This window comes from Mesorhizobium sp. ORM8.1, from assembly GCF_053005525.2.
Window position 1 is genome coordinate 1,138,984 of sequence record NZ_CM132600.1, and the last position, 22,659, is coordinate 1,161,642.

Here is a 22,659-nt window from a genome sequence, read left to right on the forward strand (position 1 = left end):
TTGCCAACGGCATTGATTCCGCGCAACGGTTTTCGCGACGGGAGCGACCGCGAACAACCGATGCCGGGTGCTGACAGAACCATCCTCATCACAGGCGCGCGCGCGCCGGTGGCGCTGCATCTGGCGCGGCTGCTGCACGGCGCCGGCGCCCGCGTGGTTCTGGCCGACACGCCGGCGCGGCCGATTGCCGCCGCCAGCAAGGCGTGCGCGCGCTACCATCGGCTGCCGCCACCGCGCTTCGAACGCCAAGCCTATGCCGAGGCGGTCGAGGCGCTGATCCGCGCGGAAGGCGTCGCGCTGGTCATCCCGACCTGCGAGGAAGTGTTTTATCTTGCGCTCGCCTGGCGCGGCCGAACGATGCCTGCGCGATTGTTCGCGCCCGGCATCGATGTTCTGGCCGAGGTTCACAACAAGCACAGCTTCATCCGGCTTGCCGAGCGCCTTGGCGCGGAGGTGCCGGAGACGACGCTGCTCAGCTCGCGCGGCGATGTCGAAGCGGCGCGTGGCAACTCTCGCGGCCTGGTGTTCAAGCCGGCCTGGTCGCGCTTTGCCAGCCATGTGCTGATAGCGCCTGCACCGGAAACGCTCGACGCCATTGTCCCCTCGCCCGCCATGCCCTGGGTGGCGCAGCGTTTCATCGAGGGCGAAGAGATCAGCGCCTACGCGGTGGCGCGCGAGGGTAGGCTCAAGGCGCTGGCGCTCTACCGCTCGCGCTATCGTGCAGGCAAAGGCGCCGGCATCTTCTTCGAGCGGGTCGAGGACGATGCCGCGCGGGCACTGGTCGAGCGTATCGTCGCCGGCACCGCATGGACCGGCCAGATCTCCTTCGACCTGATGCGCGAGGCGGGTGGCCGCGTGCTGCCGCTCGAATGCAATCCACGCGCGGTGAGCGGCCTGCATTTCTTCCGCGATCCGGCACGCTTTGCCGATGCTGTGCTTGGCGACGGCGCGGAGGCCAGGCCGGACGTGATCATGCCGCAAACGGTGCGGGTCGCCATGTGGATTTATGGGCTGCCCGTGGCTTTGCGCGCGGGTGAGTTGGGTGAGTTCCGAAAGGCGATGCGCAAAGGCCAGGAATTGCTGGATTGGCCGGGCGATAGCACGCCAGTGAAGTCGCAATGGCTGGCGCTGGCCGAGATCGCAGGCGTGGCCCTGCGGCAATGCATCAGCCTGCAAGCGGCGTCGACACGGGATATCGAGTGGAATGGGCCCGGTTGAGGCGCTTCAAGCCCCAAGCGAGCCAGGGCCGATCGGCTTGACTTCAAGTTGCAAGCCCAGCGCCTTGGTGACGCCCAGCAGCGTGCTGAGGCGCGGGTCGCCCTTCTCGCTCAGAGCTTTGTAAAGCGCCTCGCGCGTAACGCCGGCCTCCTTCGCGACTGCTGTCATGCCTATGGAACGCGCTACGTCACCCAGGGCGTGCGTGATGAGTGCAGGATCCCCGTCCTCGAAGGCAGCCTCGATATAGGCCAAGCGATCTTCCGGAGTTTTCAGATGATCGAGGATATCGAAGCGTGTGGTTTCGAGAGGCATCATCATATCTCCTTTGCCATCTGTTTCGCTTTGGCGATGTCGTGTCTCTGGCTGGACTTATCGCCACCGCAGAGCAGGATGATCACCGCATTCCCAGCTTTCACGAAGTAAACACGGTAACCCGGGCCGTGGTCGATCCGGAGTTCGCCGATGCCATAGAAGTACTTAACATCACCGACGTTGCCGATTTCAATCCGACGGATACGGGCGACGATACGCAGGCGAGCCGCAGTATCGCGAAGCCCTTCCAACCAGTTGGTGAAATCGGGAGTTTGCCGGACTTCGATCATGTGTGAACTATAATTCACGAAAATCTTCAAATCAAGATATGTGAACTATAGTTCACAACTCAATCTGATGCACCCTCGGCTCACTCGCCGCCGGCGGCATCTTGCCCTCCATGATCGCCGCAATGTCGCGGCGCAGGAAGTCCAGCGGGCCGATCACCGGCAGAGCTTGCGGCGCGAAATGGGCGTTGTCGCTCGCCGATTTCAGCACGCGTCGGTCCTGCTGGAGCGCGATGTTGAACAATGGCTTGAACGCCAGCGCCTTGAGCTCGCCGAGCAGGCCCTGGCGGCGGCCGATCAACCAGCCGACGCCTTCGACGGTGCGCTCATCCGCCTGGCGCAGGTGGAACGTGGTGGCTAAAACCAGTCCGTCCTTGCCCCAATATTCCAGCTCGGCGATGCCGGGATGGCGGAAGCGGCCGATGGTTTTGGCGCGCTCGCCCTCCAGCAGCCGGCTGATCAGGCCCTGCTGGCGATCCTCGCCGGTGTAGCGGGCCTCGACCCAGCCTTCGCCGCCCGTCACCTCGACCCGCACCAGATGGCGCTTGGCGCTCAAGCCACGCAGCAGGCCTTTGTGGGTGAAATGGGTGTGGGTGGCGTCGAGGATGTTTTCGGCCGCATCGATCACCGTCGACTGCGTCGATGAGCGCACCCGCCGCACGATGATTTCCTTGTCCTGCATGCAGTGCAGATAGGGTTCGCCCTGCGGCGCGCCGGAGGAGATGAAGACGACGCCGTCGCGCCCGATCGCGGCATAATTGCGGACGCGGTAATGCGGCATGTCGCCGACATGGCCGGGAATGGCGGTGCAACGCCCCCGCTGTCGTAGCGCCAACCATGATAGGGGCATTCGATCTCGCCGCCGACAATTTTGCCGGTCGAGAGCTCGACCAACCGGTGCGGGCAGCGGTCAAACAGCGCGGCAATGCCTTGCGCGGAGCGGAACAGCACGACGGGCTGGCCATCGAACAGGATGCGTTTCGGTCGCTTGCCGATATCGGCCGACAGCGCCACGGCCTGCCAGACATCTTTCCTGTGATCCCGGCCCTCACTCACAGCTCGAACCTTTTCAGCAAAGGAATGCCGACGAGCGCCAGCACGGTCTCCATGATGCGGATCGCCACGCGCCGTCGGGGCGGCAGATGCCCGGCATAAACGGCATTGTATTCGATCGCGGGGACCGCGCCGCGCCGGCGTTTGAAATCGGCCGCACCCGCGCTCATGTTGAAGAACAGGCCGCGCGCCGTGGCGTGATCCTGCGCCATTGCCATCGCCATGCGGTAGAGCCCCTTGCCTACCGGCAGGCTGGTGTCGTAGCCGACGATCGGCTGCGTCAGCGTGCCGCCATTTTCGAACAGGCCGGTGACGGCGACGAGGTCGCCACCTGGACGGCGCAGACCGGCAAGGCTGATGATGCCGCGCCGGTGCATCTCGGCGATATAGCGTGCCGTGTAGTGCGGATTGAGCGGCGTGTATTTGTCGAGATAGAGCATGGTGTAGAGAGTTTGCGCACGGGCATAGTCGGCCTCGGTGAAGTCGCCATCGCCGACCCGCTCGAAGGGCGTGACGCGGAGTTGCTTGCGGTCGCGCTTCATATCACTGGTCATGGCGGGCACAGCACTTCGGTCGGCGAAGATGTAGACCTGCCGCGCGGCCAGCATGCGAAAACCTTCCGCCTTCAAGGCAGCAATCGTCGCGGGGTCAGCGATCTCGTTCAGCGAGCGGATGACGATGGCGCGGTCGGGAAAGCGCGCGACCAATGAAGAACGAAGTGCCGCGACGGTCTGCCGGTCGAGCAGCGGCATCGGATTGGTCGAGTAAAGCCAGTTGTTGACCTGCGCCTGATGATCGAGGCCGCTTGCCCGCACCAGCGGCGCGCAGGCGCTGAGCAGCGCCTTGAGCGCGCGTCGCAACAATGGGTGAGCGGCGAAGTTGCGCGTCTCGTCCTTGGCATAGTCGATATAGGCGCTGGACGGGCTGCAGATGTAACAATTCGGTGCTTCGGAGGCGTCGTTGAGCGTCAACGGGAAAGTCCGCCCGGCAACCTCGAAAATCTCAACCTTCGTGATCAGGTTGGCGACAAGATCGCACACCGGTATCTCCTTGAAAAGGCTTACAAACGCCTCGACCTTGGCCGGCCTGTTCTCGACCCGGTCAGCCTGTTGTTGAGTCTTTTCGGCGATAGCAGCCGCGCCCCTCATGGCGCGTGCTCCAGCCGGCATTCGACGCGGCGCAGTTTGCGGCCTGTTTCCAGCGGCAATGGCGCGCGGATGAGCGTGACGTTGGCGAACGCCTGTCGCACGTCCAGCAGTGATTGCACCGCATTGCGCGCAGCGACCGCCGCGTCATCGGCGAGGGTCGGCGCAAGCTTGAGCTCGATCGCGTCCGGCCTGGTCTGGACGAGACGGAAATCGTCGATGCGGCGGTCGGCCTTGAGCACGGCGTTGCGCAGCACATCGGGCGTGACGAGGATCGGCCCGTTAGCCGATTGAAGGCGAAAAACGTCGTCCATGCGGCCGACAATCTCGTCGACGCAGCGCAGCGACGAGCCGCAGCGGCAAGGTTTTTCGGACAAGCGCAGCAGGTCGTTCATCCGGTAGCGCGCCATGATCTGTGTCCGGCGGCGGAAAGCAGTGACCAGCGGCGTCACCAGACCCTCGGCCGCCGGCTCGAATTCGAAGAAGACGGAGTCTTCCGCGAGATGCAGCCCCCGTGACGGCAGGTCACCGCGAACAGGCCTTCGGTCGCCATGTAGATCTGGTCGAGCGGCAGCTGGAAGAAGGCCTCGATGATCGTCCGGTCGACGGGATCGAGCGTTTCGGCGGCGCAGAAGACGCGCCTCGGCCGAAGCTGGAAGCGTTCGGCCGCGACATGGCGCAGGATTTTCGGTGGCGCGACGATCACCGTCGGATCGAAGGCTTCGAGCGCGCCACGCCAGCTTTCCGGCCCGCGCGTCAGGTCGAAGAAGGCGAGCTTGACCAGCCGCGATTTGCGGGCGCTGTCGTAAAGCCCAGTGTTCTGCGGCAGGATGATTGCGACACGCATGCCGCTCCACAAAGATCGGGCGCCGCCTTGGCCAGGATCGTTCCGAGCCAACGGTATTTTTCCGCTTCGGAAATGACGAACAGGCCGCGATTGCCGGAGGTGCCGGTGCTGGCACCGACCGTCAGCGCGCCGACGCGGCCGTCGCCGTCCTGGGCCGCCCAGGCCTGTGTCGCGGTGAGACCGTGGATGTTGAAGTCCGCGAAACGCGCCATCACCAGCGCCTTGTCGGTGACCGGCAGGTCGCTCAGGCGCGCCGGCGCCTTGCCGTAGAACGGTGCGCGCGGCAGGTCGCGATCGAGGAAGCGGCGTAAGGCAGCCCTCTGCCAGCGCGCGAAATCCGCTCGGCTCTTGCGCGAAACCCAACGCGTCAAGGCGAAGGAGCCGACTGCTTCCGCCAGGCCGCTCATCCGGCCTCCCCAGGCGCGAGATCATAGGCTGTCGGCGCAGGATCGTGGCAGAGCATCACCTCGCCGCCCGTCGCCATGAAGCGCCGCAGCATGGCGCTGGTCGACTCGATCGCCCCGGCATCCTCGGCGATAAGCGTCGCCGGGAAGCCGGGTGTGCGGTTTTCGGACAAAGCCTTGAGCAGCCATTGCACATCGACGGCATAAAGCAGCGGCCGCGGCTCACCCGCAAAGAGCAGGCCGAACTGGCCGTCGGCATGTCCCGGCAGATCGACCGCGACCACGCTGCCGTCGCCGAAGAGATCGGCGCCGCCAAGAATGTCGCCACGAGGCTCGGTCCTGGGCTTGGCTGAGATACCCTCGAGCCGGGCCTCGAAGTCGGCGGGAAAGAGTTCGGTGAAGATGCCGTGGCGCAGATTCCGCCCTGCCGTGCGCGCCTTGACGCGCGCCCAGGCGGCGTCGCTGGCGATGAAGCGGGCATTGCGAAACAGCGACAGGCCGGAAATGTGGTCGGCATGGAAATGGGTGACGATGACGGCGCCGATGTCATCCGGCGACACGCCGAAGCGCTTCAACACCGGCAGCACCTGTTCGGGGGCGTTGAGATCGGGCTTCAGCAGCGCACCGTAAAGGCGCAGCATCCGGCCACGGCCCGCGCCCGCCAGCGCCTCCGGCGTGTAGCCGGTGTCGACCAGAACCGGACCTGCAGTGGGATGAAAGATCAGCCCGTAGCGGACGCGCAGCCGCACGCTTTGCCAAGCGCCACCGCGCAGGATGAGCCGTTCGGCGGCACTCACCCAGGCGCTGTTGGCAAAGACGATCCTCATGCCGGTTCTCTCGCGACAAAAGTGCGATCAAGCCCTTGTTCGAACGCGATTTTCGGCGCCCAGCCGAGCACGCGTTTCGCCTTGGAAAGGTCGAGGCTTTGCGCATAGGCGAAGAGACCGAGCCCATAGCGGGTGACCGGCGGCTCTGGCCGACCCGGCAGTCTGATCGCCGCGGCTTCCATCAGGCCTGCGACCAGCATCGCCGGCACGAGCGGCATCGGCCGCCAGCGCGGTTTGAGGCCGGCGCGGGCGCAAGCTTCGTCGGCAATGCGGCGCACGGGCAACATCTCTCCGCCCGACACATTGAAGATTTGCCCTTCGGCCTCAATGGGCGCGGTAAGGGCAGCGATTACCGCATCGACGACATCGTCGATATGCGTCAGGTCGATGGCCGCACGGCCGCCGCGAAACACCGGCAGCGGCCGGCTTGCCGCCGCCTTGATCAATCGCGGCAGCAGCGCACGGTCGCCGGCGCCATAGATGCCGCGCGGCCGCAGCACGACGGGATGGATTTCGGGCGCACCAAGCACGATCGCCTCCGCCGCGTGCTTGGTGCGGGCATAGTGGTTGACCGGCTCCGGCAGTGCGGCGTCCTCGCTCAGGCCAAGCTGGTCGCGAAACGCAAAGCACACCGACGGACTGGAAATGTGGACGAAGCGGTCGACATCCTGCCACTTTGCAAAACCGGTGAGGTTTTGCGTTGCAGCGACATTGGCCGCGACGAAATCTTTCAGCCGTCCGAAGGGCGACGAGAGCGCGGCGCAGTGGATGATCTTTTCCACCTTGGCGAGCCGCGCGACCGGCGTCGCATCGAATGGCAATGACAGGTCGTGGCGTATCACCGCATGGCCGGCCCGCTGCAAGGCGGCGCAGCGCTCGGCATCGCGGCCGAGCCCGACCGCCCGCACGCCCATGGAAGCCAGCCGCTCGAGCACATGCGAGCCGAGAAAACCGCTGGCGCCGGTGACGAGCACGGTCATCGTCAGATTTCCAGCGCCATGCCGCCGAACGAAACGCCGGCCGAGGTGCCGAGAAGAAGCAGCTTCATGCCTGCCGCCACACGGCCGTCGCGGCGCGCCACATCGAGCGCAAAAGGAATGGAGGCGGCGATCTGGTTGCCGAAATGGGCGCCAATATCGACCAGCTTTTCCGGCGCGAAGCCGGTCTGGCGCGCCATATGCGCCAGCGCGAATGGGCTTGCCTGATGCGGCACGACGAAATCGACATCCTCCTGCCGCCAGCCGGCGCGCTCAAGCAACGCATCGACGAAGCCGTTGAAGTGGCGCGAGGTCAGGCGGAACAGTTCCTTGCCGTCCATATGAAACAGGCTGTGCTCGGCGAAGGTCTCCGGCTCCTTGCTGAAATCGAAACGCGTGCCGCCCGAACCGATGCCGCAAGCCTCCCAGGCGGATGGGTAAGTGCGCATCAGGCTTGCCGCGACCTTGCCCTCGCCGGGTTCGGCCCGGCGCAGCACCGCTGCCGCCGCGCCATCGCCGAAGAGCGCGGCGATCTCCGGTGCGTCCTGCCATGGCAGCGCGCGCGAGGCGATCTCCGAGGAGAACACCAGCGCTGTCTCGCATTGCCCGGCCTCGATCATGCGGCCGGCGGTCTCGAAGGCGGTCAGAAAGCCGAGGCAGGTGCTGTTGACGTCGAAGGCCGCGGCCGAACCGTCGGCAACGCCGAGACGCTGCATGACCAGCGGCGCGGTTGCCGGCAATGGCTGGTAAGGCACGCCGCAGCCGCCGATGATCAGATCGACGGCCTCGGCCTCGATACCCGCGTCCTCAAGCGCCAGATGCGCGGCGGCGCAGGCGAGATCGATCTGCGATTCAGCCGCGCAGACATAGCGCTCGACGACGCCGGTGACGGTTTCGAGCGCACCCTGGCCGAGACCCAGCCTTTCCTCCAGCGCACGTGTCGTCACCCGCTCAGCCGGCACCGCCCTGCCGGTTCCGACGATCCTGATCCGCATCCTCACCCCGTTGCGCGAGCTCGACCCTATCTAGCGCAAAAAACGGTCGATAGCGATGTTCGCGAAGCTCATGCAGCTCGGGCAGCCTTGATCAGCGCTTGTGCAAAAACCGCGTTACCGCCGCCATGAATTCCACCGGACGCTCGACATTGAGCAGATGGACGCCGGGAAGCAACAAAAGCTCGGCGCCGGGAACCGTCTCGGCAATCGCTTCGCTGTGGCTCGCGAGCGTCACCTTGTCATCGATGCCGCCGATGACCAGCGTCGGGGCGTTGATGAGCGCAATCGGGCGGCGCAGGTCGCTGTCGCGCACGGCGGCGAAACAGCCCGCCAGCCCTTGCGGCGACATGGCGAGGATCGCCGCGCGGAATTCCTCGACGGTGCCGTTGCGACCGGCAAGCATGGCGGGCGGGAACCAGTTGCGCATGAACATGTCCGCCGTCGCCGACAGGTCGCTGGCCGCAAGCGCATTGCTTATCTGCTCGTCGAAATAGGATGCCGGGCCGAGATGCGGCGAGGTGTTGGACAGGATCAGCCGTTCGATGCGCTCGGGCGCGTGGACGCCCAGCCACTGGCCGACGAACCCGCCCAGCGACAGTCCCAGGAAATGCACGCGCGAAATGTCGAGGAAATCGAGGAGTTCAAGCACATCGCGGCCAAAACGGTCGAGCGAGTAAGCGCCGGCCGGCGCGTCCGACCCGCCATGGCCGCGAAAGTCATAGCGCAGCACCCGGAAGGACTTGGCCAGTTCCGGAACCTGGCCGTCCCACATGTGGAATGTCGTGGCGATGGAATTGGAGAGCATCAGCACGGGACGGTCTTGCGGACCGTCGAACCTGTAAGCGATGCGGGCGCCATCGCCCGCCGTGAAGTGAAGTGTGTCGGTCATCATGAGCCTCATCTGTTCGGCGCGTCGCGCCGTTTGCGTTGAGGCAAAGCTAGGCCTGGTGATTATCGGATAAAATTACTATGATTTGACAATCTCTGTAGGATTCTACGACTGTGGATGGGCTGAAGCTTCACGATCTGAGATGTTTCGACGCCGTCGCCACGCAGGGCAGCTTTCAGGCCGCGGCCGGCGTCCTGCATCGCACCCATCCTTCCGTCTTTGCCGCCGTCGCACGGCTGGAACAGCAGCTCGGCCTCACCTTGTTCGACCGAGGCGGGTACCGGGTGAGCCTGACCGAAGAAGGCCGGCTCTTCCACGGCCGCGCGCAACTGGCGTTGCGCGACTTCGAGCATCTCCAGGACTATGCCGGCCAGCTGGCGAGCGGTGAGGAAACGATCCTGCGCATCGTCATGGGCGATGTCTGTCCGCGACCGAAAGTCCTCGGCCTGCTCAGCCGCTTCTTTGCCGAGCGGCCGCGCACGCGCCTGCATCTCGATTATGAGGCGGTCAGCGGTCCGGTCGAGCGGTTGATGGACGGCGAAGCTGATCTCGTCTTCCATCGCGCCAACCCATCCGACCCGCGCCTCGAACGGATCGACCTCAGCCAGGTCGCCTTCGTGCCGGTGGTGGCGCCGGGCTTCCTGCCCTTCGATGTCGGGCCCTACCTCACGCCGGTGACAATGCGGCCGTTCATACAATGCGTCATCCGCGATACGGCGCGGCGACCGTCATCCGAGAACTTCTTCGTCATCGACGGCGCGCATTCCTGCTCGGTGCCGGACCATATGATGAAGAAGGAACTGATCCTGCATGGTCTGGCCTGGGGCCATCTGCCGCAATGGCTGATCGCGGACGAGTTGCGCGACGGACGACTGACTTCAATCGCCGGCCGGCATATCCCTGGACGTATGGAGACCGTGGCCGCGGTGCGTCGGCGCGACAAACCGCATGGGCCGGTGGCAGAAGCGCTGTGGCTTCACCTCAGGGCCGAAGGCGCCGTTTAGTCAGTCCAGCGCCTTTTTATGCACCTTACAACCCCAGCGGGGATCGGCATCGGTTACCACAACAGTAGACTTTTTGCAATTACAGTATAACTATCTATTATTTTGATTATATACGTCTTTCTTATGATGTTCTGATCCTGCTCATAGGCATGCTCTTCAATTTTTCTTGCGCATATTTGTATTTCATACAACTTAAGATATTCAATTCCAGCGCCAGACCGCGAGACAGAGAGCCAGGCACGCGAGACCACGGCTCCGGAGCTATGATTAACCACTCACAAATGTTTGTGGTTAACGAATTGCTAATTTAGTTGACTGCCGTCTCCACAGGTATATTTTGCAACCGTTGGGATGTGCAATTTGGGCGAGCATGGCGGTGGCAGCTTAGGTACCCTCAAGAATTCCAGGTCTCTGAAATGCTAAGCGGCAGAGATAAGCCGCACGGCATTGGTCCTGCGAGCTCAAAAGCAATTAGCGCACGTCAGAAATAGCGAATCCGCGCGAGCGGACGGTTGTGTCATGTCCGCAGGGACGTGGCCGGGCGGCGCTTTGTCCTGCCCGGGTCGGTGGTGTGCGCAGGGCGTAAGGGGAACACAATGAGTAAGGTCATCAAGGTTCTGAAACTTCGGGATGGGATCCACGGTACCGTCAAGCGCCGGCATCGCGCCCTGGTCGCAGGCGGAGCGGGATTTCTGGGTTCGCATCTGTGCGAACGGCTATTGGCAGACGGCTACGAAGTCATCGCGCTCGACAACTTCCACACCGGCAAGAGATACAATCTAAACGCGATCCAAAGCCATCCGGCATTCAGATGCATCGAGCACGATGTCGTCGACGCGTTGCCCGAGGACATCCCGGTCGAGGAAATCTACAACCTCGCCTGCCCTGCCTCGCCGCCGCACTATCAGGCCGATCCGATTCACACATTCAAAACCAGTGTGTTCGGCTCGCTCAACCTTCTCGAGCTCGCGCGGCGCAACAACGCCAAGATCTTCCAGGCCTCCACCTCCGAGGTCTATGGCGACCCGTTGGTTCATCCCCAGCCGGAGAGTTATTTCGGCAACGTCAACACGCACGGTCCCCGGTCCTGTTACGACGAGGGCAAGCGTTCGGCCGAGACCCTGTTCTTCGACTATTCGCGGACGTTCGGCATCGATATCCGTGTCGCGCGGATATTCAACACCTATGGCCGCCGTATGCAGCCCGACGATGGCCGCGTGGTGTCCAACTTCATCGTCCAGGCGCTGCATGGCGACGACCTGACTGTCTATGGCAGCGGCATGCAGACCCGATCGTTCTGCTACGTGGACGACCTGATCGAGGGCTTTATCAAGCTGATGAGGACTCCGACACCGCCTGCGCATCCGGTCAATCTCGGCAACCCGGCCGAATTCACCGTCATGGACCTGGCCAGGCTGGTCGTCGACTACACGAACTCGCGGTCGCGGATCGTGCACCGGCCGCTGCCCGTCGACGACCCCAGACAGCGCCGACCCGACATCTCCTTCGCCAGGCAACATCTCGGCTGGGAGCCGACGATCGGCCTGAGCCAGGGGCTTGCGCGCACCGTGGAGTATTTCGACGCCTTGCTCTACGGCAGCCGACCCGCCAGGGGCGCAGCGGCATCGTGACATCGCCCGCCATACTGGTGACGGGCGGCGCCGGCTTCATCGGCAGCCACACCTGCAAACGCCTGGCGGCGGCAGGGTACCTCCCGGTTGTCTACGACAATCTAAGCCGCGGCAACGAGAAAGCCGTGGCCTGGGGCCCGCTTTTCGTGGGCGATATCCGGGACAGACACGCGCTGGACGAGGCGATCGGCAGATATCGGCCGAGGGCGATCATCCATTTCGCGGCGCTGGCCTATGTCGGTGAATCCGTTCACGAACCGGCCGAGTATTACTCGACCAACGTTGCCGGTACAGTCGCGGTGCTCGACGCGGCCCGCGCCGCGGCGATCACGAACATCATCTTCTCCTCGAGCTGCGCGACCTATGGCGTGCCCGAGATGCTGCCGGTGCACGAGACTTCGTCGCAAAATCCGATCAGCCCCTATGGGCGCAGCAAGCTGATGGGCGAGCAGATCATCGGCGACTATGCCGCCGCCTATGGCATGAAGTACGCCATCTTGCGCTATTTCAACGCCTGCGGCGCCGATCCCGACGGACAGATCGGGGAATGGCACTCGCCGGAGACACATCTGGTTCCCCGGGTACTGATGGCGGCATCGGGTTTGATCGACGAAATCGAGGTTTTCGGCACCGACTACGACACACCGGACGGCACCTGCGTGCGCGACTATATCCATGTGAGCGACCTTGCCCGCGCGCATCTGAAGGCGCTCGAACATCTCGAAAGAGGCGGACAAAGCCTGGCGGTCAACCTCGGCACCGGACGAGGCGTGTCCATCAAGGAGATTGTCCAGGCGGTCAGCCGCGTAACCTCAAGACCGGTTCCGGCGGTCTTCAGAACCAGGCGCGCGGGAGATCCGGCCGAACTCTACGCCGATCCGGGCAGCGCCCACGAGCTACTTGGCTTTGTGCCGGAGCTTTCCGACATCGATACAATCGTCAGGACAGCTGCCCCATTTTTCGGCCTGGAGGCGAGTCCGGACAGGCCGCCACCCATCGGGACGGCAGCGGCAGTCCCCCTCGGCGCCCAATAGATCAATCGCCAATGGATCAATAAAGGCGGGCGTGGCAGTTCGCGAGCTGGCCAAATCCGCTTGGACTGCAGATATAGGGCGAATTGCCCACAAGCGGTCCATCGTCGCCGACATTGAAAGCAGCGTTGACCAGCGCAGCGGTGGGGGTTTTGACCGGTTGCCGCGTGACGAAAGGGTGAACGCCTTCGGTCGTCGTCATGAGGGTATTCGTCATCGTCTCAATCGGCTGATCGATTCTAGGCGACCGAGGCATGAATGCGACTTGAGCCGGCTGGCTAGCATCGCCGAGAAAGTATACCGCAGGCTTTAGGAGTGAATGTGTTTCTGTCGTATCCAGACTCTGACACCCAGATACCATAACCATAGCCGATAGAGCTGCAACAATAGTTATACTATACTTACATATGCGAAATATACCTATTGCGGAATTGCCCATCGCATGTCCCCTGTTGTTGTCAGGTATAGGCCAAGGCGAGAATTCGACATACCATGCCCCCATCGCATGTGTACCCGCCGCCGCCCATATGCACAGGAATATTAGACACACCTCATTAAACTAGTCCTGCCGAAGACCCAACGTCTCGTGGCATAATTAAATGCAATCAATTGAAAATCGGACCACGTCACCGCGTCGTGTCGAGAATTCCTTCAAAGCGCCTTCTCAGCGCGGCCCCGACCTACAGCGTTTCACCGTTTCATGGAAACGGCGAAGCGCTCTAACTCTTTGTTTTTACGCAATTCCGAACGGAAAACCGATCACGCTTTTCCTGGAATTGCTCTAATTTTGGATTCGACCAGCTTGCGCGTCTCTTCGAGCTCCGCGCCCTTGGTGTCGCCTGTCTGAAAGTTCCGATATTCGTCGGCAGGCCCCTCGGGAGATCGCTTGAAACTGTACCACGCGCCGTCCGGGTCCTTGCGCTGCTCGATGTTGCCGCCGTTGACACGATGGCTATAGCATGTGCGTTGCAGCTTGCCGGTGTAGCTCTTGCCCCGCCAGACGAGATCCATGCACATCTTGCCGTCATTCGTCACGAGCCATTTGCCTTCGGCCACAGAGGCAGAATCCGCCCCCGACGTCCAGGCCCGGAGAGCCCGACCGTTTTGACCGAAATAGGCCGCTCCGTCCTTCCATATCCATGTACGGTCGGCGTAGAAAAGTGACAGCTCATAGGCCGTTGGCACACCGACGGCATCAGCCTGCGCAGGTGTGCCGGCCTTGGCTGTTGCCGCATGCGCCACTCCCCCAGACAACGCCAACTGGCCGCACAAAGCCAGCAGGACCACAAGCAGCGCGCGACTTGCGGACCCGCGGGGCTGCTTGCGCCGTCGACGGCCAAAACCAGGCGGCGGCAATCGGATCAGAACTGTCTGCGAAATTGGCGTTGGCATGTTTGTCCAGCCCCAGACAACGCCACCAGCGCGTTGACAACCATGCGAACAATTAACAGTCGCGGGAACGGCGATGTCAACTGCCGCAAGGCGGCTAGAACACGCCGGTACGAGACTTGCACCCGGGCCGCAGGCGCCAATATTGCGAATCGGGCGGGATCGGCTATCGGCGCGAGGCCGAGGCCCGCCGAGTGTTGCGACGACCGCTCAGTCTATAGAATAGCCCGCCGCTCGCAGCTTCGAGCGGAAGGCAATCTCACACTTCTCCTGGGCGGCTTTAGTAACGCGAACGGCAGCTGGCACGTTGGCCAAAGCCGCTTGGGCCGCAAATCCACGGCGAATGGCCGATCAGCGGACCGGCGCTGCCCAGAGTGTACGAAACCTTGACCGGCGCCGGCGTGCGAACGCGCTGCGGCCGCACGAAGATCGAGTAGGCTTCTTCCCTGACGCGGGTCACGCTGCTTGTCTGAATCAGCTTCGTGCGGTGGACCCGGTGAAGCCGCTGCTTCTTGACGTAATGCACCTTCTTGCCGGTTGCCTGCATTGCCGTTTTGGCGCTGATGGAGGCTGTCTTCATCGCGTCCATGCTCTGGCATCCAGACACCATCGATACAAGTACAATCGCTGCAAAAACGTGAGAATATCTTTTGCCGATGGCCACTGCATCATTCGTTAGATTGTTCATTGCCGTCCCCTGACACTGAATACACGTTGCTGAGGTGGGGAATTATTTTATCTTTCTTTTGTTTCCGCACCGCGTAAACGGTGTATACCGTTCACATCGTGGTTTAATATTAGAGGAGATTTATTAAAATTCGCGCAAACGATATGATGAGCAGTGAATTTCAGCACCGCATCGGATACGACTAAAATTTGAACTAATTCGGCAGTGCAAAGCAACGCCGGGCGGACCGGATGCCTGCTCCGGACACAGATGCGTGGTTTATCTGCTGATATTTTTGTCGTCCCAGCCCGGATCAAAATAGAAATTCCGGGAGCCGATATCGCCCATGCCGGCGCCGGAAACAACGTAGGCAATCCTGACGATACGCAGGCCGCCGGCGCCCTGCTGCAGACCATAGATGCCCTCAAGCCCGCGATCGTAGAACCCAGCCGCGGGGACCCCAAGCGCAACCAGTGCCAATGAGGCGTGCAGGGCAAATCTTGCAGCGTTGGCGCGCAGCGAGATTCTGTTTTCAGCGATGTGCTTTGTGATGATGACCAGCACCAGCAAACCGTAAAGGAACGCGTTGAAGGTTGCGAACCAATAGAAACCCGTGGCATCGAATGGATGTTTCACCACAAGCACCGGCAGCGCCGCGCCAACCGCCAGCGCCACATAAGGCGTGAAGACGCGTGCCGGCAGCAGATTTTTCGGGCCACTGCCCTTCGGCGTGACCCGGAAGTCGACAAAGGACTTGGTGACGTAGTCCCGGATTGCCGACAGCGTGCCCCACAGGACCCATGGCCAGCGCGCAAAGAACAGGAACAGCGTGCCTTCCCAACTCAGCGTTTTCGCCGTCATCGGCCGCGACAGGCCGAAGGCCTTCAGCATGATGACCAATCCGACCAGCGCCACGGAGTTCGGCAGATAGTAGCAGACAAACTCGCCATACATGACATTGGCAAAGTTGCGCCCCGTAAACAGCGCATAGATCGGCATGACGTACATCATCAGCGCGAAGACCGCGAACAGCGGATACCAAAGCTGACAGAACAGGAACTGGAACTTCAGCCGTGGCGGCAGCTTGTGAAAATACCGCGGCGTGTATTCAAGCAGGATTGTCACCAGGCTGCGCGACCACTGGAACTCCTGGGTGACGAGGTCGGCAAAGGTCTGTGGACCATCGCCGTTGGCGATGGCGTCGATTGCGTGCACGCCGCGCCATCCGGCGGCATTGATCAGCATAGAGGTGGAATGATCTTCCGCCAGCTCCGGGCCAAGGCCGCCTGCTTCGCGCAGCGCTCTCGTCCTTACGGCATAGTGCGACCCGATGCATAGCGGGGCGCCGCCGCCGGTGTGGCCGGACTGCAAGGGACCATGGAACATGCCCTCCGGGAACAGCCGTCCGCGCGCGGCCCAGCTTTCATCGGCATTGTTGTCGCAGATGCTGGGCGCCGAGACATAGCCCACGGCAGGGTCGGCGAAGGGATACAGGATTTCTCTCAGATAGGTCGGCGACGGCACATGATCGGCATCCATCTGAGCGACGAAGTCGTAGCGCTCATAGCCGTAGTGATCGTAGAAGAAGGCGAGATTGCCTTCCTTGCAGCGGGTCCGGCGCGGCCAGGTCTTGCGGTGATAATCCTCGCGCCCTCGCCTGGTCGAAATCAGCACGCCATTGGCATTGCACCATTGAACCGTCGCCTCCGATGGATTCTCGTCGGCAAGCCAGGTATCGTGCGGATAATCTTGCGCCAGCATCGCCTCCAGCGTGCGCTGAACGACGGCGAACGGCTCGGACGGCGCCTTGGTAACCACCATGGCAACGCGGGAGCCCTCCGGAATGACGTGCAGCTTCGACGGCTTCCTGGATGCATGCACGTTGAGCAGGAAATACATCGGCATCAGCGTCAGCCATGCCAGCACGATCGTGGCGAAGGCATATGGCCCAACGTGCTCGACATGGGCGGGTTGCAGCCACCAGGACCAGAAGACGGCAAGCGTGACGAACCAGAAGGCGAGACCAAGCCACAGGATCAGTTGCTGGCGACCGGTGAGTACCGGCACAAGGTAAGGGCCTTCGGGGCCCATGCCGGTCGACGCCAGATCCGGCTTGCCCAATGGCTCCGTTTTGCCGCCGACAACGCCGGCATCCAGTGACACGCCCATGCTACCCGCCGCCTTGCGCACCCGGCTAAACCGGCTGAACTAACCCGGCTATAGAATCAGCGCATGCTAATACGAAGTCAACCGGATTAAGCTTGCGTTAACCAAGCCTCTTCAGAACTGGTTAACCTAAGGCCTTGACTTCACAGCCCTTTGCCGCAATCGCGACGACCAGGCCAGCGATCCTTCGCCGGCTTCGAAGGCGCCGCTCACCCGCCCGAAAGTCAGGCTGGCAGCCCGTGCCCGTTAACCCTGTCAAGAGCAACACGGTTAAGTAACCGTTAATTGCGCTTGACTTCAACGTGTCATAGGCCCTTATATCAGCAAGGGTTAATATCGTAACGTTGACGCGAATTTGTGAGTATCGCGGCGACCTTCTCTCTGGGGCTTCAAGACCTTCGAGAGAGCACCTTTGTGGATGGCCCTGCGTAGAATGCGCCCGTCCCAGTCGCTCAGAAACCCGCGGTTCACGTCGGCCGACCGATTGGTGGGTTCGCGCGCCGGTGACACCGGAACGCGCGGCGCTTCGACATAGGTTGCAATGTCGAAGCAAGGAGGCGGATATGAGATACTTCACTGCTTTGTGGTCAGCGTTGCTGATCGGCGGCCTTGCCATGCCGGCTTCTGCGGGATCGCCCGCCGGCACGGATCCGGTACAAACGAATTCGGCGGCGTCGGCGTTTGGTTCCTACGACCCCTATGGGGATTTCACCAACGACAAGTCGGCGAGCATCGAGGAGCTGTTCTTGCCCTGGGAAGACGTCGATCTATCGACGCTGCCACTGGCAGACGCCTACGCTCTCCAGCGCGGCCGCTCGCTCCTGATCACCATCGAGCCTTGGACCTGGTCCAAGGACTGGCGCATCACGCCGCCCGAACTGCGCAATGGCATATTGAGCGGCAAATATGACGCCAACATGCAGGCGATCTGCAGCCTGGCCGGACAGATGAAGAGCCCGGTCACCATCCGCTGGGCGCAGGAAATGGAAGACAAGAACGGCCGCTTCACCTGGGCCAACTGGGCTCCCAAGGACTGGATAGCCGCCTACAAGCGGGAAGTCGATGTTTGCCGCAAGGTAGCGCCCGCCGCGAAATACATGTGGTCGCCCAAGGGTATCGAGGGCCTTGAGAAGTACTATCCCGGCGACGACTATGTCGATGTGATCGGTCTGTCGGTGTTCGGCCTGCAGAAGAAGGACAATGACGAAGTCGGCCGCGACCGTACCTTTGAAGAGACGCTGAAGCCGGGCTACGACCGCGTGGCGAACTTCAACAAGCCTGTGATCGTGGCCGAGCTCGGCTATGTCGGGAAGCAGGAATACGTGGCGAAATGGGCCGACGACTCGCGCAAGTCCTATGCGGAGTTTCCGGCTCTGACCTCGGTCGTCTACTTCAACCAGAAGGAAGTGTGGCCGTGGCTGGGGGGCTACGGGATGCCCGACTGGCGGGTTACCCAGCACGTCCTGCCGTAAAGCGCGCAAAAACCATGCGTCCCGGCTTTGACCGGGACGGTTCCAGCTTTCAGTTCAGAAGCGATCGCTTCCAGGGGGAACCCTGGAGACGTTCGGCGTGGCGTAAATCAGAAGCGGAGTAGAGTTGTGAAACGGGTATTGGGGAAGTTGGTCGGAGCAGCCATCGTTTGCTCTGTTTTTGTTGTCGCCTTGCAGGCTCCTGCAATGGCCAAGACGGCAACCCGGATCGCCGAGCAGGCGCAAAAGGCAAGTGTCGTTCCCGACGCGGGCGTCTACGACATCTATCAGAACCATTCTTGGCTGTGGGGCAAGAACGGCGCCGGGTTCTTTGCCGTCAAGCAGCGGGCATTCGACGCCTGGACCTCCGACAAGGGCAAGCAGGGCTATGGCGAGGGCACATGGTTCATGCCCGGTGGCGGAAAGCTATGCTTTCGCGCGACGTGGCACGGCGCCTGGGGCGCCAAGAGCTCTCTGAGCTGCTTCGAACACCGCCAGGCAGGTAGGGTGATCTACCAGCGCAGATTGCCGGACGGTGACTGGTACGTGTTCAGGAGCTCGCACCGCAACCGGGGGATGAATTCAAGAAAGTAAAATATGGCGACTACGTCACCCGGAAGCAGAAGCGGATCGAGGCAAGATACTAGAGCGCCCTGGTAAGCGACCGCACGCCCGACCAGGCGGCCTCATCTCCTGTTTTGACGCAATTCCGGACGAAAGGCTGCGGCGAAGTCGCCGAGCCGACCGTTTCACACTGCTCTAAGCCTTGCGCTCCCAGCGGCGATCGGGCGTCTGCTGCCAGTAGGTCACGGCGTGGCCGGCATCCTTCAGCGTCTTCCAGTGCGTGCGCGCGCCTTCGAGTTGCGCGGTGTCGTGGCCGTCGAACAGGAAAACCGCTCGCTCGTAGCCTGAAAGCTCGGGCGGCGCCGCGCCGTCGACCAGGAAGCGGATCTGCGCGGCGTTGGCATTGCCATCGCCCGTGGTGAGCAGGATCGGCTGCTCGGCCGGATGAGCCTCGCGGTCGGTGGCATGCGCCAGGAAGGAATCGTCGCGAAAAATCCAAAGATGCTGGTCGAGCGCGTCGCGCCGCTCCTCGGTGCCGGTCTGCACCACCACATGCCAACCGCGGTCGACGCTGCGCTCGAGCAGGCCCGGCAGCGCTTCTTCCAGCGTCGATTCGGTCAGGTGGTAGAACAGGATGTCGGCCATCCCTGGAAGCCCTACCCCTCGTAGTGATCGCGCACAAGCCGGTCTAGAAGACGCACGCCGAAGCCCGAACCCCAGGACTGGTTGATCTCGCTCGACGGCGCGCCCATCGCGGTGCCGGCGATGTCGAGATGCGCCCAGGGCGTATCCTTGACGAAGCGCTGCAGGAACTGCGCGGCAATGATGGCACCGCCATAGCGGCCACCGATGTTCTTCATGTCGGCATTCTTGGAATCGATCAGCTTGTCGTATTCGGGGCCAAGCGGCATGCGCCACAGCCGCTCCTGGCTCACCTGACCGGCGTTGAACAGCCGGCCGGCGAGTTCGTCATTGTTGGAGAACAGGCCGGCGTGATGCTGTCCAAGCGCGACCATGATGGCGCCGGTCAGCGTCGCCAAGTTGACCATGAATTTCGGCTTGAAGCGATCGTTGGTGTACCAGAGCGCATCGGCCAGCACGAGGCGGCCTTCGGCGTCGGTGTTGAGCACCTCGATGGTCTGGCCCGACATCGAGGTGACGATGTCGCCGGGGCGCTGGGCGTGGCCGTCGACGGCGTTCTCGACCAGGCCGATGACGCCGACGACGTTGGCCTTGGCCTTGCGCGCGGCCAGCGCATGCATCAGCCCGGTGACGGCGGCAGCACCGCCCATATCGCCCTTCATGTCCTCCATGCCGGAGGCCGGCTTCATCGAATTGCCGCCGGTGTCGAAGGTGACGCCCTTGCCGACGAAGGCGACAGGCGCGTCCTTGGCCTTGCCGCCATTCCAGCGCATGACGGCCATACGGGCGCCGCGCGGCGACCCTTGAGCGACGCCGAGCAGCGAACCCATGCCGAGCTTCTTCATCTCCTTTTCGGTGAGGATCTCGACCTCGACGCCGAGGGCTTCCAACTGCCTGGCGCGGTCAGCGAATTCGATGGGACCGAGCGCATTGGCCGGCTCGTTGACGAGATCGCGCGCCAGAAGCACGCCGTCGATCACAGCCACCTCATCGGTGAAAGCCTTTTTCGCGGCGGCCGGGTCGGCACAGTGGATCGTTACCTTGGCGGGCTTTGCCGCGTCGGCCTTCTTGGCATCAGCCCCTTTGAGTCGGTCCCCTTTGCATCAGACTGCCCGTCGTCCTTGTCCTTCCTGGTCTTGTATTTGTCGAAGGAATAGCTGCGCAGCAGAATGCCCGCGGCAAGGCTCGCCGCCTGGCGCCCGTCGGGCTGCAAGTCCGGCAGGTCGAGGATGACGGCAACTTCGCTCGCCTTGCGCAGCGAAGCGGCAACGGCGCCGCCGAGCTTCAGCCAGCCGTAATCATCGAGGCTTGCCGCCTTGCCGGCGCCGATCGCCACCAGCCGGTCGAGGGAGGAGCCTTGCGGCGCCAGCACCTCGGCCGAACTTGCGAACTTGCCGGAGAAATCGGCTACCGGAAAGGCGCGGGCCAGCGCGCCGGCAGGATCGCAGGCCAGCGCGGCTTCGCCAAGCCCGCCGCCGTCGGCCGCAAACACGAAGGCGCTGCCTTTTTTGGGCGCGGCGAATTTGGCGAAGGCAATGGTGGGTCTCAACGTCATCAGGTCCTGCTTTCGGGGATGGCCGTAAGGTGCCGGCAAAGGGAATTTTTAGCGTGCAAGAGGTCGTGCAAGAGGTTTGGCAAGCGTGCGCGACATTTGGTCGTTTTCACCCATTTGGCAAGACTTTGACCAAAATCGCTGTCTATATCAGAGCCGTCGACGACAAAGGATTCGCCTCGGCACGACCTTAGTTTCTTGCCGCAACCTGCTGTTAACCATCAATGTTTTGCATTTCTTATCCATTGGCGCGGACACTCCGCCGCGCCGGGGCACGCGGTGTGGGGCGACAAACCGGAAGAAGCCGCCGATGACCCAGTTGTGCGCGCGCCGCCGGATCACTATTTTGTCGGCGGGCATGATGCCGTTCGGCAAAATCGAGAAAAGCCTTCATGAAGGTCGTTGAACGCTACATCATGCGCCGCGCGCTGACGATGTTCCTTGCGGCGCTGGTCTGGACGCTGGCGATCGTGTGGACCACACAGGTGCTGGCCAAGATCGACCTCGTCACTGACAATGGCCAGTCGGCGCTGACTTTCTTCGAGGTCGCGGCGCTCATCATCCCTTCGATCATACCGATCGTGGTGCCGTTCGCGCTGGTGGTTGCGGTGGCGCAGACGCTGAGCGTCATGAACACCGATTCGGAACTGGCGGTGCTCAGCGCCGCCGGCGCGTCGCGCTGGACGATCGCCCGACCGATCCTTTTGCTGGCGATCGCGGCTTGCGCCTTTTCCTTCATCGTCGACAACGGCATCGACCCTTATGCCAGGCAGAAGAACCGCCAACTGGTCGCGGCTTCGCGCGCCGATCTTTTGTCGCTGATCATCCAGGAGGGCACGTTCCGCAAGATTGACGAAGGGCTCTATCTGCAGATCGGCGAGCGGCTTCCCGGCAACAGGCTGGGCGGCATCTTCGTCGCCGATTCGCGCGAGGAAGGCGCCAGCCTCACCTACTACGCCAAGAGCGGCAGCATCGTCGAACAGAAGGGCGAGAAGGTGTTGATGATGAATGATGGCGTCATCAACCGCAAATCGGTGGCCGGCGACCTCTCCGTCATCCGCTTCACCTCCTATGCCTTCGACATGTCTGCCTTCATGTCGGCGGCGAACGACATCACGCTTCTGCCCAAGGATCGGACGACGCAATATCTGCTCAATCCGGATCCCAACGACAAGATGTTCCAGCGCGAGCCGGGCAGCTACCGGGCCGAGCTCAACCAGCGGTTCGCCGAATGGTCCTATTCGCTGGTGTTCGCGCTGATCGCGCTGGCGGTCGCCGGCGACGCGCGATCGCACCGCGAGGCACGCATCAATCCATTGATCACGGCAATCTCGATCGCGCTGTTCGTGCGGTGGCTGGGCTTCTTCGCCGCCGGCAAAGCCGACAAGGTCTGGTACTTCATCTACCTGCTTTACGTCATACCGCTCATCGCCTCCATCGTTTCGGTCTGGTTCATCGTGTCTTCGCGCAGCATGGAATTACCCGCGGCCTGGACCGACTGGCTCACCAATCTCGCCGGCCGCGCCAGCAGCAACTGGGCGGCGTTGAAGCTCTGGTTCGTCCGGCGCACTTCCGGCCAGGGAGCCTGAC

General features: G+C 62.5%; 25 protein-coding genes and 1 pseudogene. 8 read left to right on the forward strand and 18 right to left on the reverse strand.

Annotated features, from left to right (window positions below; all coding sequences use genetic code 11):
• Window positions 1–60: 60 nt before the first annotated feature.
• Window positions 61–1,218, forward strand: a complete 1,158-nt coding sequence (locus tag ACVDG8_RS06030; RefSeq protein ID WP_447253899.1) for an ATP-grasp domain-containing protein — start codon at window positions 61–63, stop codon at window positions 1,216–1,218.
• A 6-nt stretch (window positions 1,219–1,224) separates the two neighbouring features.
• Here the strand turns inward: ACVDG8_RS06030 and ACVDG8_RS06035 are convergent, their stop codons facing one another.
• The 12 genes from ACVDG8_RS06035 to ACVDG8_RS06090 form a co-directional block, all read right to left on the reverse strand.
• Entirely contained in the window at window positions 1,225–1,530 is a 306-nt protein-coding gene (locus tag ACVDG8_RS06035) for an addiction module antidote protein (RefSeq protein ID WP_447257242.1), read from the reverse strand.
• 2 nt (window positions 1,531–1,532) lie between these two features.
• Window positions 1,533–1,820 (reverse strand): type II toxin-antitoxin system RelE/ParE family toxin, encoded by a 288-nt coding sequence (locus ACVDG8_RS06040; RefSeq protein ID WP_447253900.1) that lies wholly within the window; start codon window positions 1,818–1,820, stop codon window positions 1,533–1,535.
• 52 nt (window positions 1,821–1,872) lie between these two features.
• Window positions 1,873–2,478 carry a hypothetical protein gene (locus ACVDG8_RS06045; RefSeq protein WP_455707588.1) on the reverse strand — a complete coding sequence of 202 codons (606 nt, stop codon included), beginning with the start codon at window positions 2,476–2,478 and terminating at the stop codon, window positions 1,873–1,875.
• Window positions 2,442–2,873, reverse strand: a complete 432-nt coding sequence (locus ACVDG8_RS06050; protein ID WP_455707589.1) for a Rieske 2Fe-2S domain-containing protein — start codon at window positions 2,871–2,873, stop codon at window positions 2,442–2,444. The genes ACVDG8_RS06045 and ACVDG8_RS06050 overlap by 37 nt, the downstream gene beginning before the upstream one ends.
• Window positions 2,870–4,018, reverse strand: a complete 1,149-nt coding sequence (locus tag ACVDG8_RS06055) for a GNAT family N-acetyltransferase (protein WP_447253902.1) — start codon at window positions 4,016–4,018, stop codon at window positions 2,870–2,872. Before ACVDG8_RS06055 ends, ACVDG8_RS06050 begins: the two co-directional genes overlap by 4 nt.
• Window positions 4,015–4,467, reverse strand: a complete 453-nt coding sequence (locus ACVDG8_RS06060) for a hypothetical protein (protein ID WP_447253903.1) — start codon at window positions 4,465–4,467, stop codon at window positions 4,015–4,017. Before ACVDG8_RS06060 ends, ACVDG8_RS06055 begins: the two co-directional genes overlap by 4 nt.
• Window positions 4,464–4,862 carry a hypothetical protein gene (locus ACVDG8_RS06065; RefSeq protein WP_455707590.1) on the reverse strand — a complete coding sequence of 133 codons (399 nt, stop codon included), beginning with the start codon at window positions 4,860–4,862 and terminating at the stop codon, window positions 4,464–4,466. Before ACVDG8_RS06065 ends, ACVDG8_RS06060 begins: the two co-directional genes overlap by 4 nt.
• Window positions 4,772–5,269, reverse strand: a complete 498-nt coding sequence (locus ACVDG8_RS06070; RefSeq protein WP_455707591.1) for a hypothetical protein — start codon at window positions 5,267–5,269, stop codon at window positions 4,772–4,774. The genes ACVDG8_RS06065 and ACVDG8_RS06070 overlap by 91 nt, the downstream gene beginning before the upstream one ends.
• Window positions 5,266–6,093 (reverse strand): MBL fold metallo-hydrolase, encoded by an 828-nt coding sequence (locus tag ACVDG8_RS06075; protein ID WP_447253905.1) that lies wholly within the window; start codon window positions 6,091–6,093, stop codon window positions 5,266–5,268. Before ACVDG8_RS06075 ends, ACVDG8_RS06070 begins: the two co-directional genes overlap by 4 nt.
• On the reverse strand, window positions 6,090–7,073 hold the full coding sequence (locus ACVDG8_RS06080) for an NAD-dependent epimerase/dehydratase family protein (protein ID WP_447253906.1): 984 nt from the start codon (window positions 7,071–7,073) through the stop codon (window positions 6,090–6,092). Before ACVDG8_RS06080 ends, ACVDG8_RS06075 begins: the two co-directional genes overlap by 4 nt.
• A 2-nt stretch (window positions 7,074–7,075) precedes the next feature.
• Window positions 7,076–8,065: a 3-oxoacyl-ACP synthase III family protein gene (locus ACVDG8_RS06085; RefSeq protein WP_447253907.1), complete on the reverse strand. Its 990-nt coding sequence runs from the start codon at window positions 8,063–8,065 to the stop codon at window positions 7,076–7,078.
• Between the two features lie 91 nt (window positions 8,066–8,156).
• Window positions 8,157–8,954 (reverse strand): alpha/beta fold hydrolase, encoded by a 798-nt coding sequence (locus ACVDG8_RS06090; RefSeq protein ID WP_447253908.1) that lies wholly within the window; start codon window positions 8,952–8,954, stop codon window positions 8,157–8,159.
• A 113-nt stretch (window positions 8,955–9,067) separates the two neighbouring features.
• On the opposite strand from ACVDG8_RS06090, the gene ACVDG8_RS06095 reads away from it, so the two are divergent.
• The 3 genes from ACVDG8_RS06095 to galE all read left to right on the forward strand — a co-directional run bounded on the left by ACVDG8_RS06095 (window position 9,068) and on the right by galE (window position 12,623).
• A complete protein-coding gene (locus tag ACVDG8_RS06095) occupies window positions 9,068–9,958 on the forward strand; it encodes a LysR family transcriptional regulator (protein ID WP_447253909.1) in 891 nt (296 codons plus the stop codon).
• A gap of 596 nt (window positions 9,959–10,554) precedes the next feature.
• The gene (locus tag ACVDG8_RS06100; protein WP_447253910.1) at window positions 10,555–11,589 is read left to right on the forward strand and encodes a UDP-glucuronic acid decarboxylase family protein; all 1,035 of its coding nucleotides are present in this window, start codon (window positions 10,555–10,557) and stop codon (window positions 11,587–11,589) included.
• The gene (galE, locus tag ACVDG8_RS06105) at window positions 11,586–12,623 is read left to right on the forward strand and encodes a UDP-glucose 4-epimerase GalE (RefSeq protein WP_447253911.1); all 1,038 of its coding nucleotides are present in this window, start codon (window positions 11,586–11,588) and stop codon (window positions 12,621–12,623) included. The genes ACVDG8_RS06100 and galE overlap by 4 nt, the downstream gene beginning before the upstream one ends.
• Window positions 12,624–12,639: 16 nt before the next feature.
• Here the strand turns inward: galE and ACVDG8_RS06110 are convergent, their stop codons facing one another.
• The 4 genes from ACVDG8_RS06110 to ACVDG8_RS06125 all read right to left on the reverse strand — a co-directional run bounded on the left by ACVDG8_RS06110 (window position 12,640) and on the right by ACVDG8_RS06125 (window position 16,767).
• A complete protein-coding gene (locus tag ACVDG8_RS06110) occupies window positions 12,640–12,822 on the reverse strand; it encodes a hypothetical protein (protein WP_447253912.1) in 183 nt (60 codons plus the stop codon).
• 557 nt (window positions 12,823–13,379) lie between these two features.
• Entirely contained in the window at window positions 13,380–13,907 is a 528-nt protein-coding gene (locus ACVDG8_RS06115; protein WP_455707592.1) for a DUF995 domain-containing protein, read from the reverse strand.
• A gap of 382 nt (window positions 13,908–14,289) precedes the next feature.
• On the reverse strand, window positions 14,290–14,598 hold the full coding sequence (locus tag ACVDG8_RS06120; protein ID WP_455707593.1) for a hypothetical protein: 309 nt from the start codon (window positions 14,596–14,598) through the stop codon (window positions 14,290–14,292).
• Between the two features lie 357 nt (window positions 14,599–14,955).
• Complete coding sequence (locus ACVDG8_RS06125) at window positions 14,956–16,767, reverse strand: glycosyltransferase family 2 protein (protein WP_447257243.1); 1,812 nt, start codon at window positions 16,765–16,767, stop codon at window positions 14,956–14,958.
• A 638-nt stretch (window positions 16,768–17,405) separates the two neighbouring features.
• On the opposite strand from ACVDG8_RS06125, the gene ACVDG8_RS06130 reads away from it, so the two are divergent.
• Together ACVDG8_RS06130 and ACVDG8_RS06135 are read left to right on the forward strand one after the other, a co-directional pair.
• Complete coding sequence (locus ACVDG8_RS06130) at window positions 17,406–18,314, forward strand: glycoside hydrolase family 26 protein (RefSeq protein WP_447253915.1); 909 nt, start codon at window positions 17,406–17,408, stop codon at window positions 18,312–18,314.
• Window positions 18,315–18,518: 204 nt separating this feature from the next.
• Window positions 18,519–18,905: a DUF995 domain-containing protein gene (locus tag ACVDG8_RS06135; RefSeq protein ID WP_455707594.1), complete on the forward strand. Its 387-nt coding sequence runs from the start codon at window positions 18,519–18,521 to the stop codon at window positions 18,903–18,905.
• 165 nt (window positions 18,906–19,070) lie between these two features.
• Here the strand turns inward: ACVDG8_RS06135 and ACVDG8_RS06140 are convergent, their stop codons facing one another.
• Window positions 19,071–19,520, reverse strand: a complete 450-nt coding sequence (locus ACVDG8_RS06140) for a DNA polymerase III subunit chi (protein ID WP_447253917.1) — start codon at window positions 19,518–19,520, stop codon at window positions 19,071–19,073.
• A gap of 11 nt (window positions 19,521–19,531) precedes the next feature.
• A pseudogene (locus tag ACVDG8_RS06145) lies at window positions 19,532–21,072 on the reverse strand (leucyl aminopeptidase).
• A gap of 85 nt (window positions 21,073–21,157) precedes the next feature.
• Here ACVDG8_RS06145 and ACVDG8_RS06150 point away from each other — a divergent pair.
• Together ACVDG8_RS06150 and lptF are read left to right on the forward strand one after the other, a co-directional pair.
• On the forward strand, window positions 21,158–21,475 hold the full coding sequence (locus ACVDG8_RS06150) for a hypothetical protein (RefSeq protein ID WP_447253918.1): 318 nt from the start codon (window positions 21,158–21,160) through the stop codon (window positions 21,473–21,475).
• Entirely contained in the window at window positions 21,462–22,658 is a 1,197-nt protein-coding gene (lptF, locus tag ACVDG8_RS06155) for an LPS export ABC transporter permease LptF (protein ID WP_447253919.1), read from the forward strand. Before ACVDG8_RS06150 ends, lptF begins: the two co-directional genes overlap by 14 nt.
• Window position 22,659 lies beyond the last annotated feature (1 nt).

Coding starts and splice junctions, on each gene's coding strand:
- ACVDG8_RS06030 (WP_447253899.1), top strand. CDS start 61: ATGCCGGGTGCTGACAGAACCATCCTCATCACAGGCGCGCGCGCGCCG.
- ACVDG8_RS06035 (WP_447257242.1), bottom strand. CDS start 1,530: ATGCCTCTCGAAACCACACGCTTCGATATCCTCGATCATCTGAAAACT.
- ACVDG8_RS06040 (WP_447253900.1), bottom strand. CDS start 1,820: ATGATCGAAGTCCGGCAAACTCCCGATTTCACCAACTGGTTGGAAGGG.
- ACVDG8_RS06055 (WP_447253902.1), bottom strand. CDS start 4,018: ATGAGGGGCGCGGCTGCTATCGCCGAAAAGACTCAACAACAGGCTGAC.
- ACVDG8_RS06065 (WP_455707590.1), bottom strand. CDS start 4,862: ATGCGTGTCGCAATCATCCTGCCGCAGAACACTGGGCTTTACGACAGC.
- ACVDG8_RS06070 (WP_455707591.1), bottom strand. CDS start 5,269: ATGAGCGGCCTGGCGGAAGCAGTCGGCTCCTTCGCCTTGACGCGTTGG.
- ACVDG8_RS06075 (WP_447253905.1), bottom strand. CDS start 6,093: ATGAGGATCGTCTTTGCCAACAGCGCCTGGGTGAGTGCCGCCGAACGG.
- ACVDG8_RS06080 (WP_447253906.1), bottom strand. CDS start 7,073: ATGACCGTGCTCGTCACCGGCGCCAGCGGTTTTCTCGGCTCGCATGTG.
- ACVDG8_RS06085 (WP_447253907.1), bottom strand. CDS start 8,065: ATGCGGATCAGGATCGTCGGAACCGGCAGGGCGGTGCCGGCTGAGCGG.
- ACVDG8_RS06090 (WP_447253908.1), bottom strand. CDS start 8,954: ATGACCGACACACTTCACTTCACGGCGGGCGATGGCGCCCGCATCGCT.
- ACVDG8_RS06100 (WP_447253910.1), top strand. CDS start 10,555: ATGAGTAAGGTCATCAAGGTTCTGAAACTTCGGGATGGGATCCACGGT.
- ACVDG8_RS06110 (WP_447253912.1), bottom strand. CDS start 12,822: ATGACGACGACCGAAGGCGTTCACCCTTTCGTCACGCGGCAACCGGTC.
- ACVDG8_RS06120 (WP_455707593.1), bottom strand. CDS start 14,598: ATGGACGCGATGAAGACAGCCTCCATCAGCGCCAAAACGGCAATGCAG.
- ACVDG8_RS06125 (WP_447257243.1), bottom strand. CDS start 16,767: ATGGGCCCCGAAGGCCCTTACCTTGTGCCGGTACTCACCGGTCGCCAG.
- ACVDG8_RS06130 (WP_447253915.1), top strand. CDS start 17,406: ATGAGATACTTCACTGCTTTGTGGTCAGCGTTGCTGATCGGCGGCCTT.
- ACVDG8_RS06135 (WP_455707594.1), top strand. CDS start 18,519: ATGGCCAAGACGGCAACCCGGATCGCCGAGCAGGCGCAAAAGGCAAGT.
- ACVDG8_RS06140 (WP_447253917.1), bottom strand. CDS start 19,520: ATGGCCGACATCCTGTTCTACCACCTGACCGAATCGACGCTGGAAGAA.
- lptF (WP_447253919.1), top strand. CDS start 21,462: ATGAAGGTCGTTGAACGCTACATCATGCGCCGCGCGCTGACGATGTTC.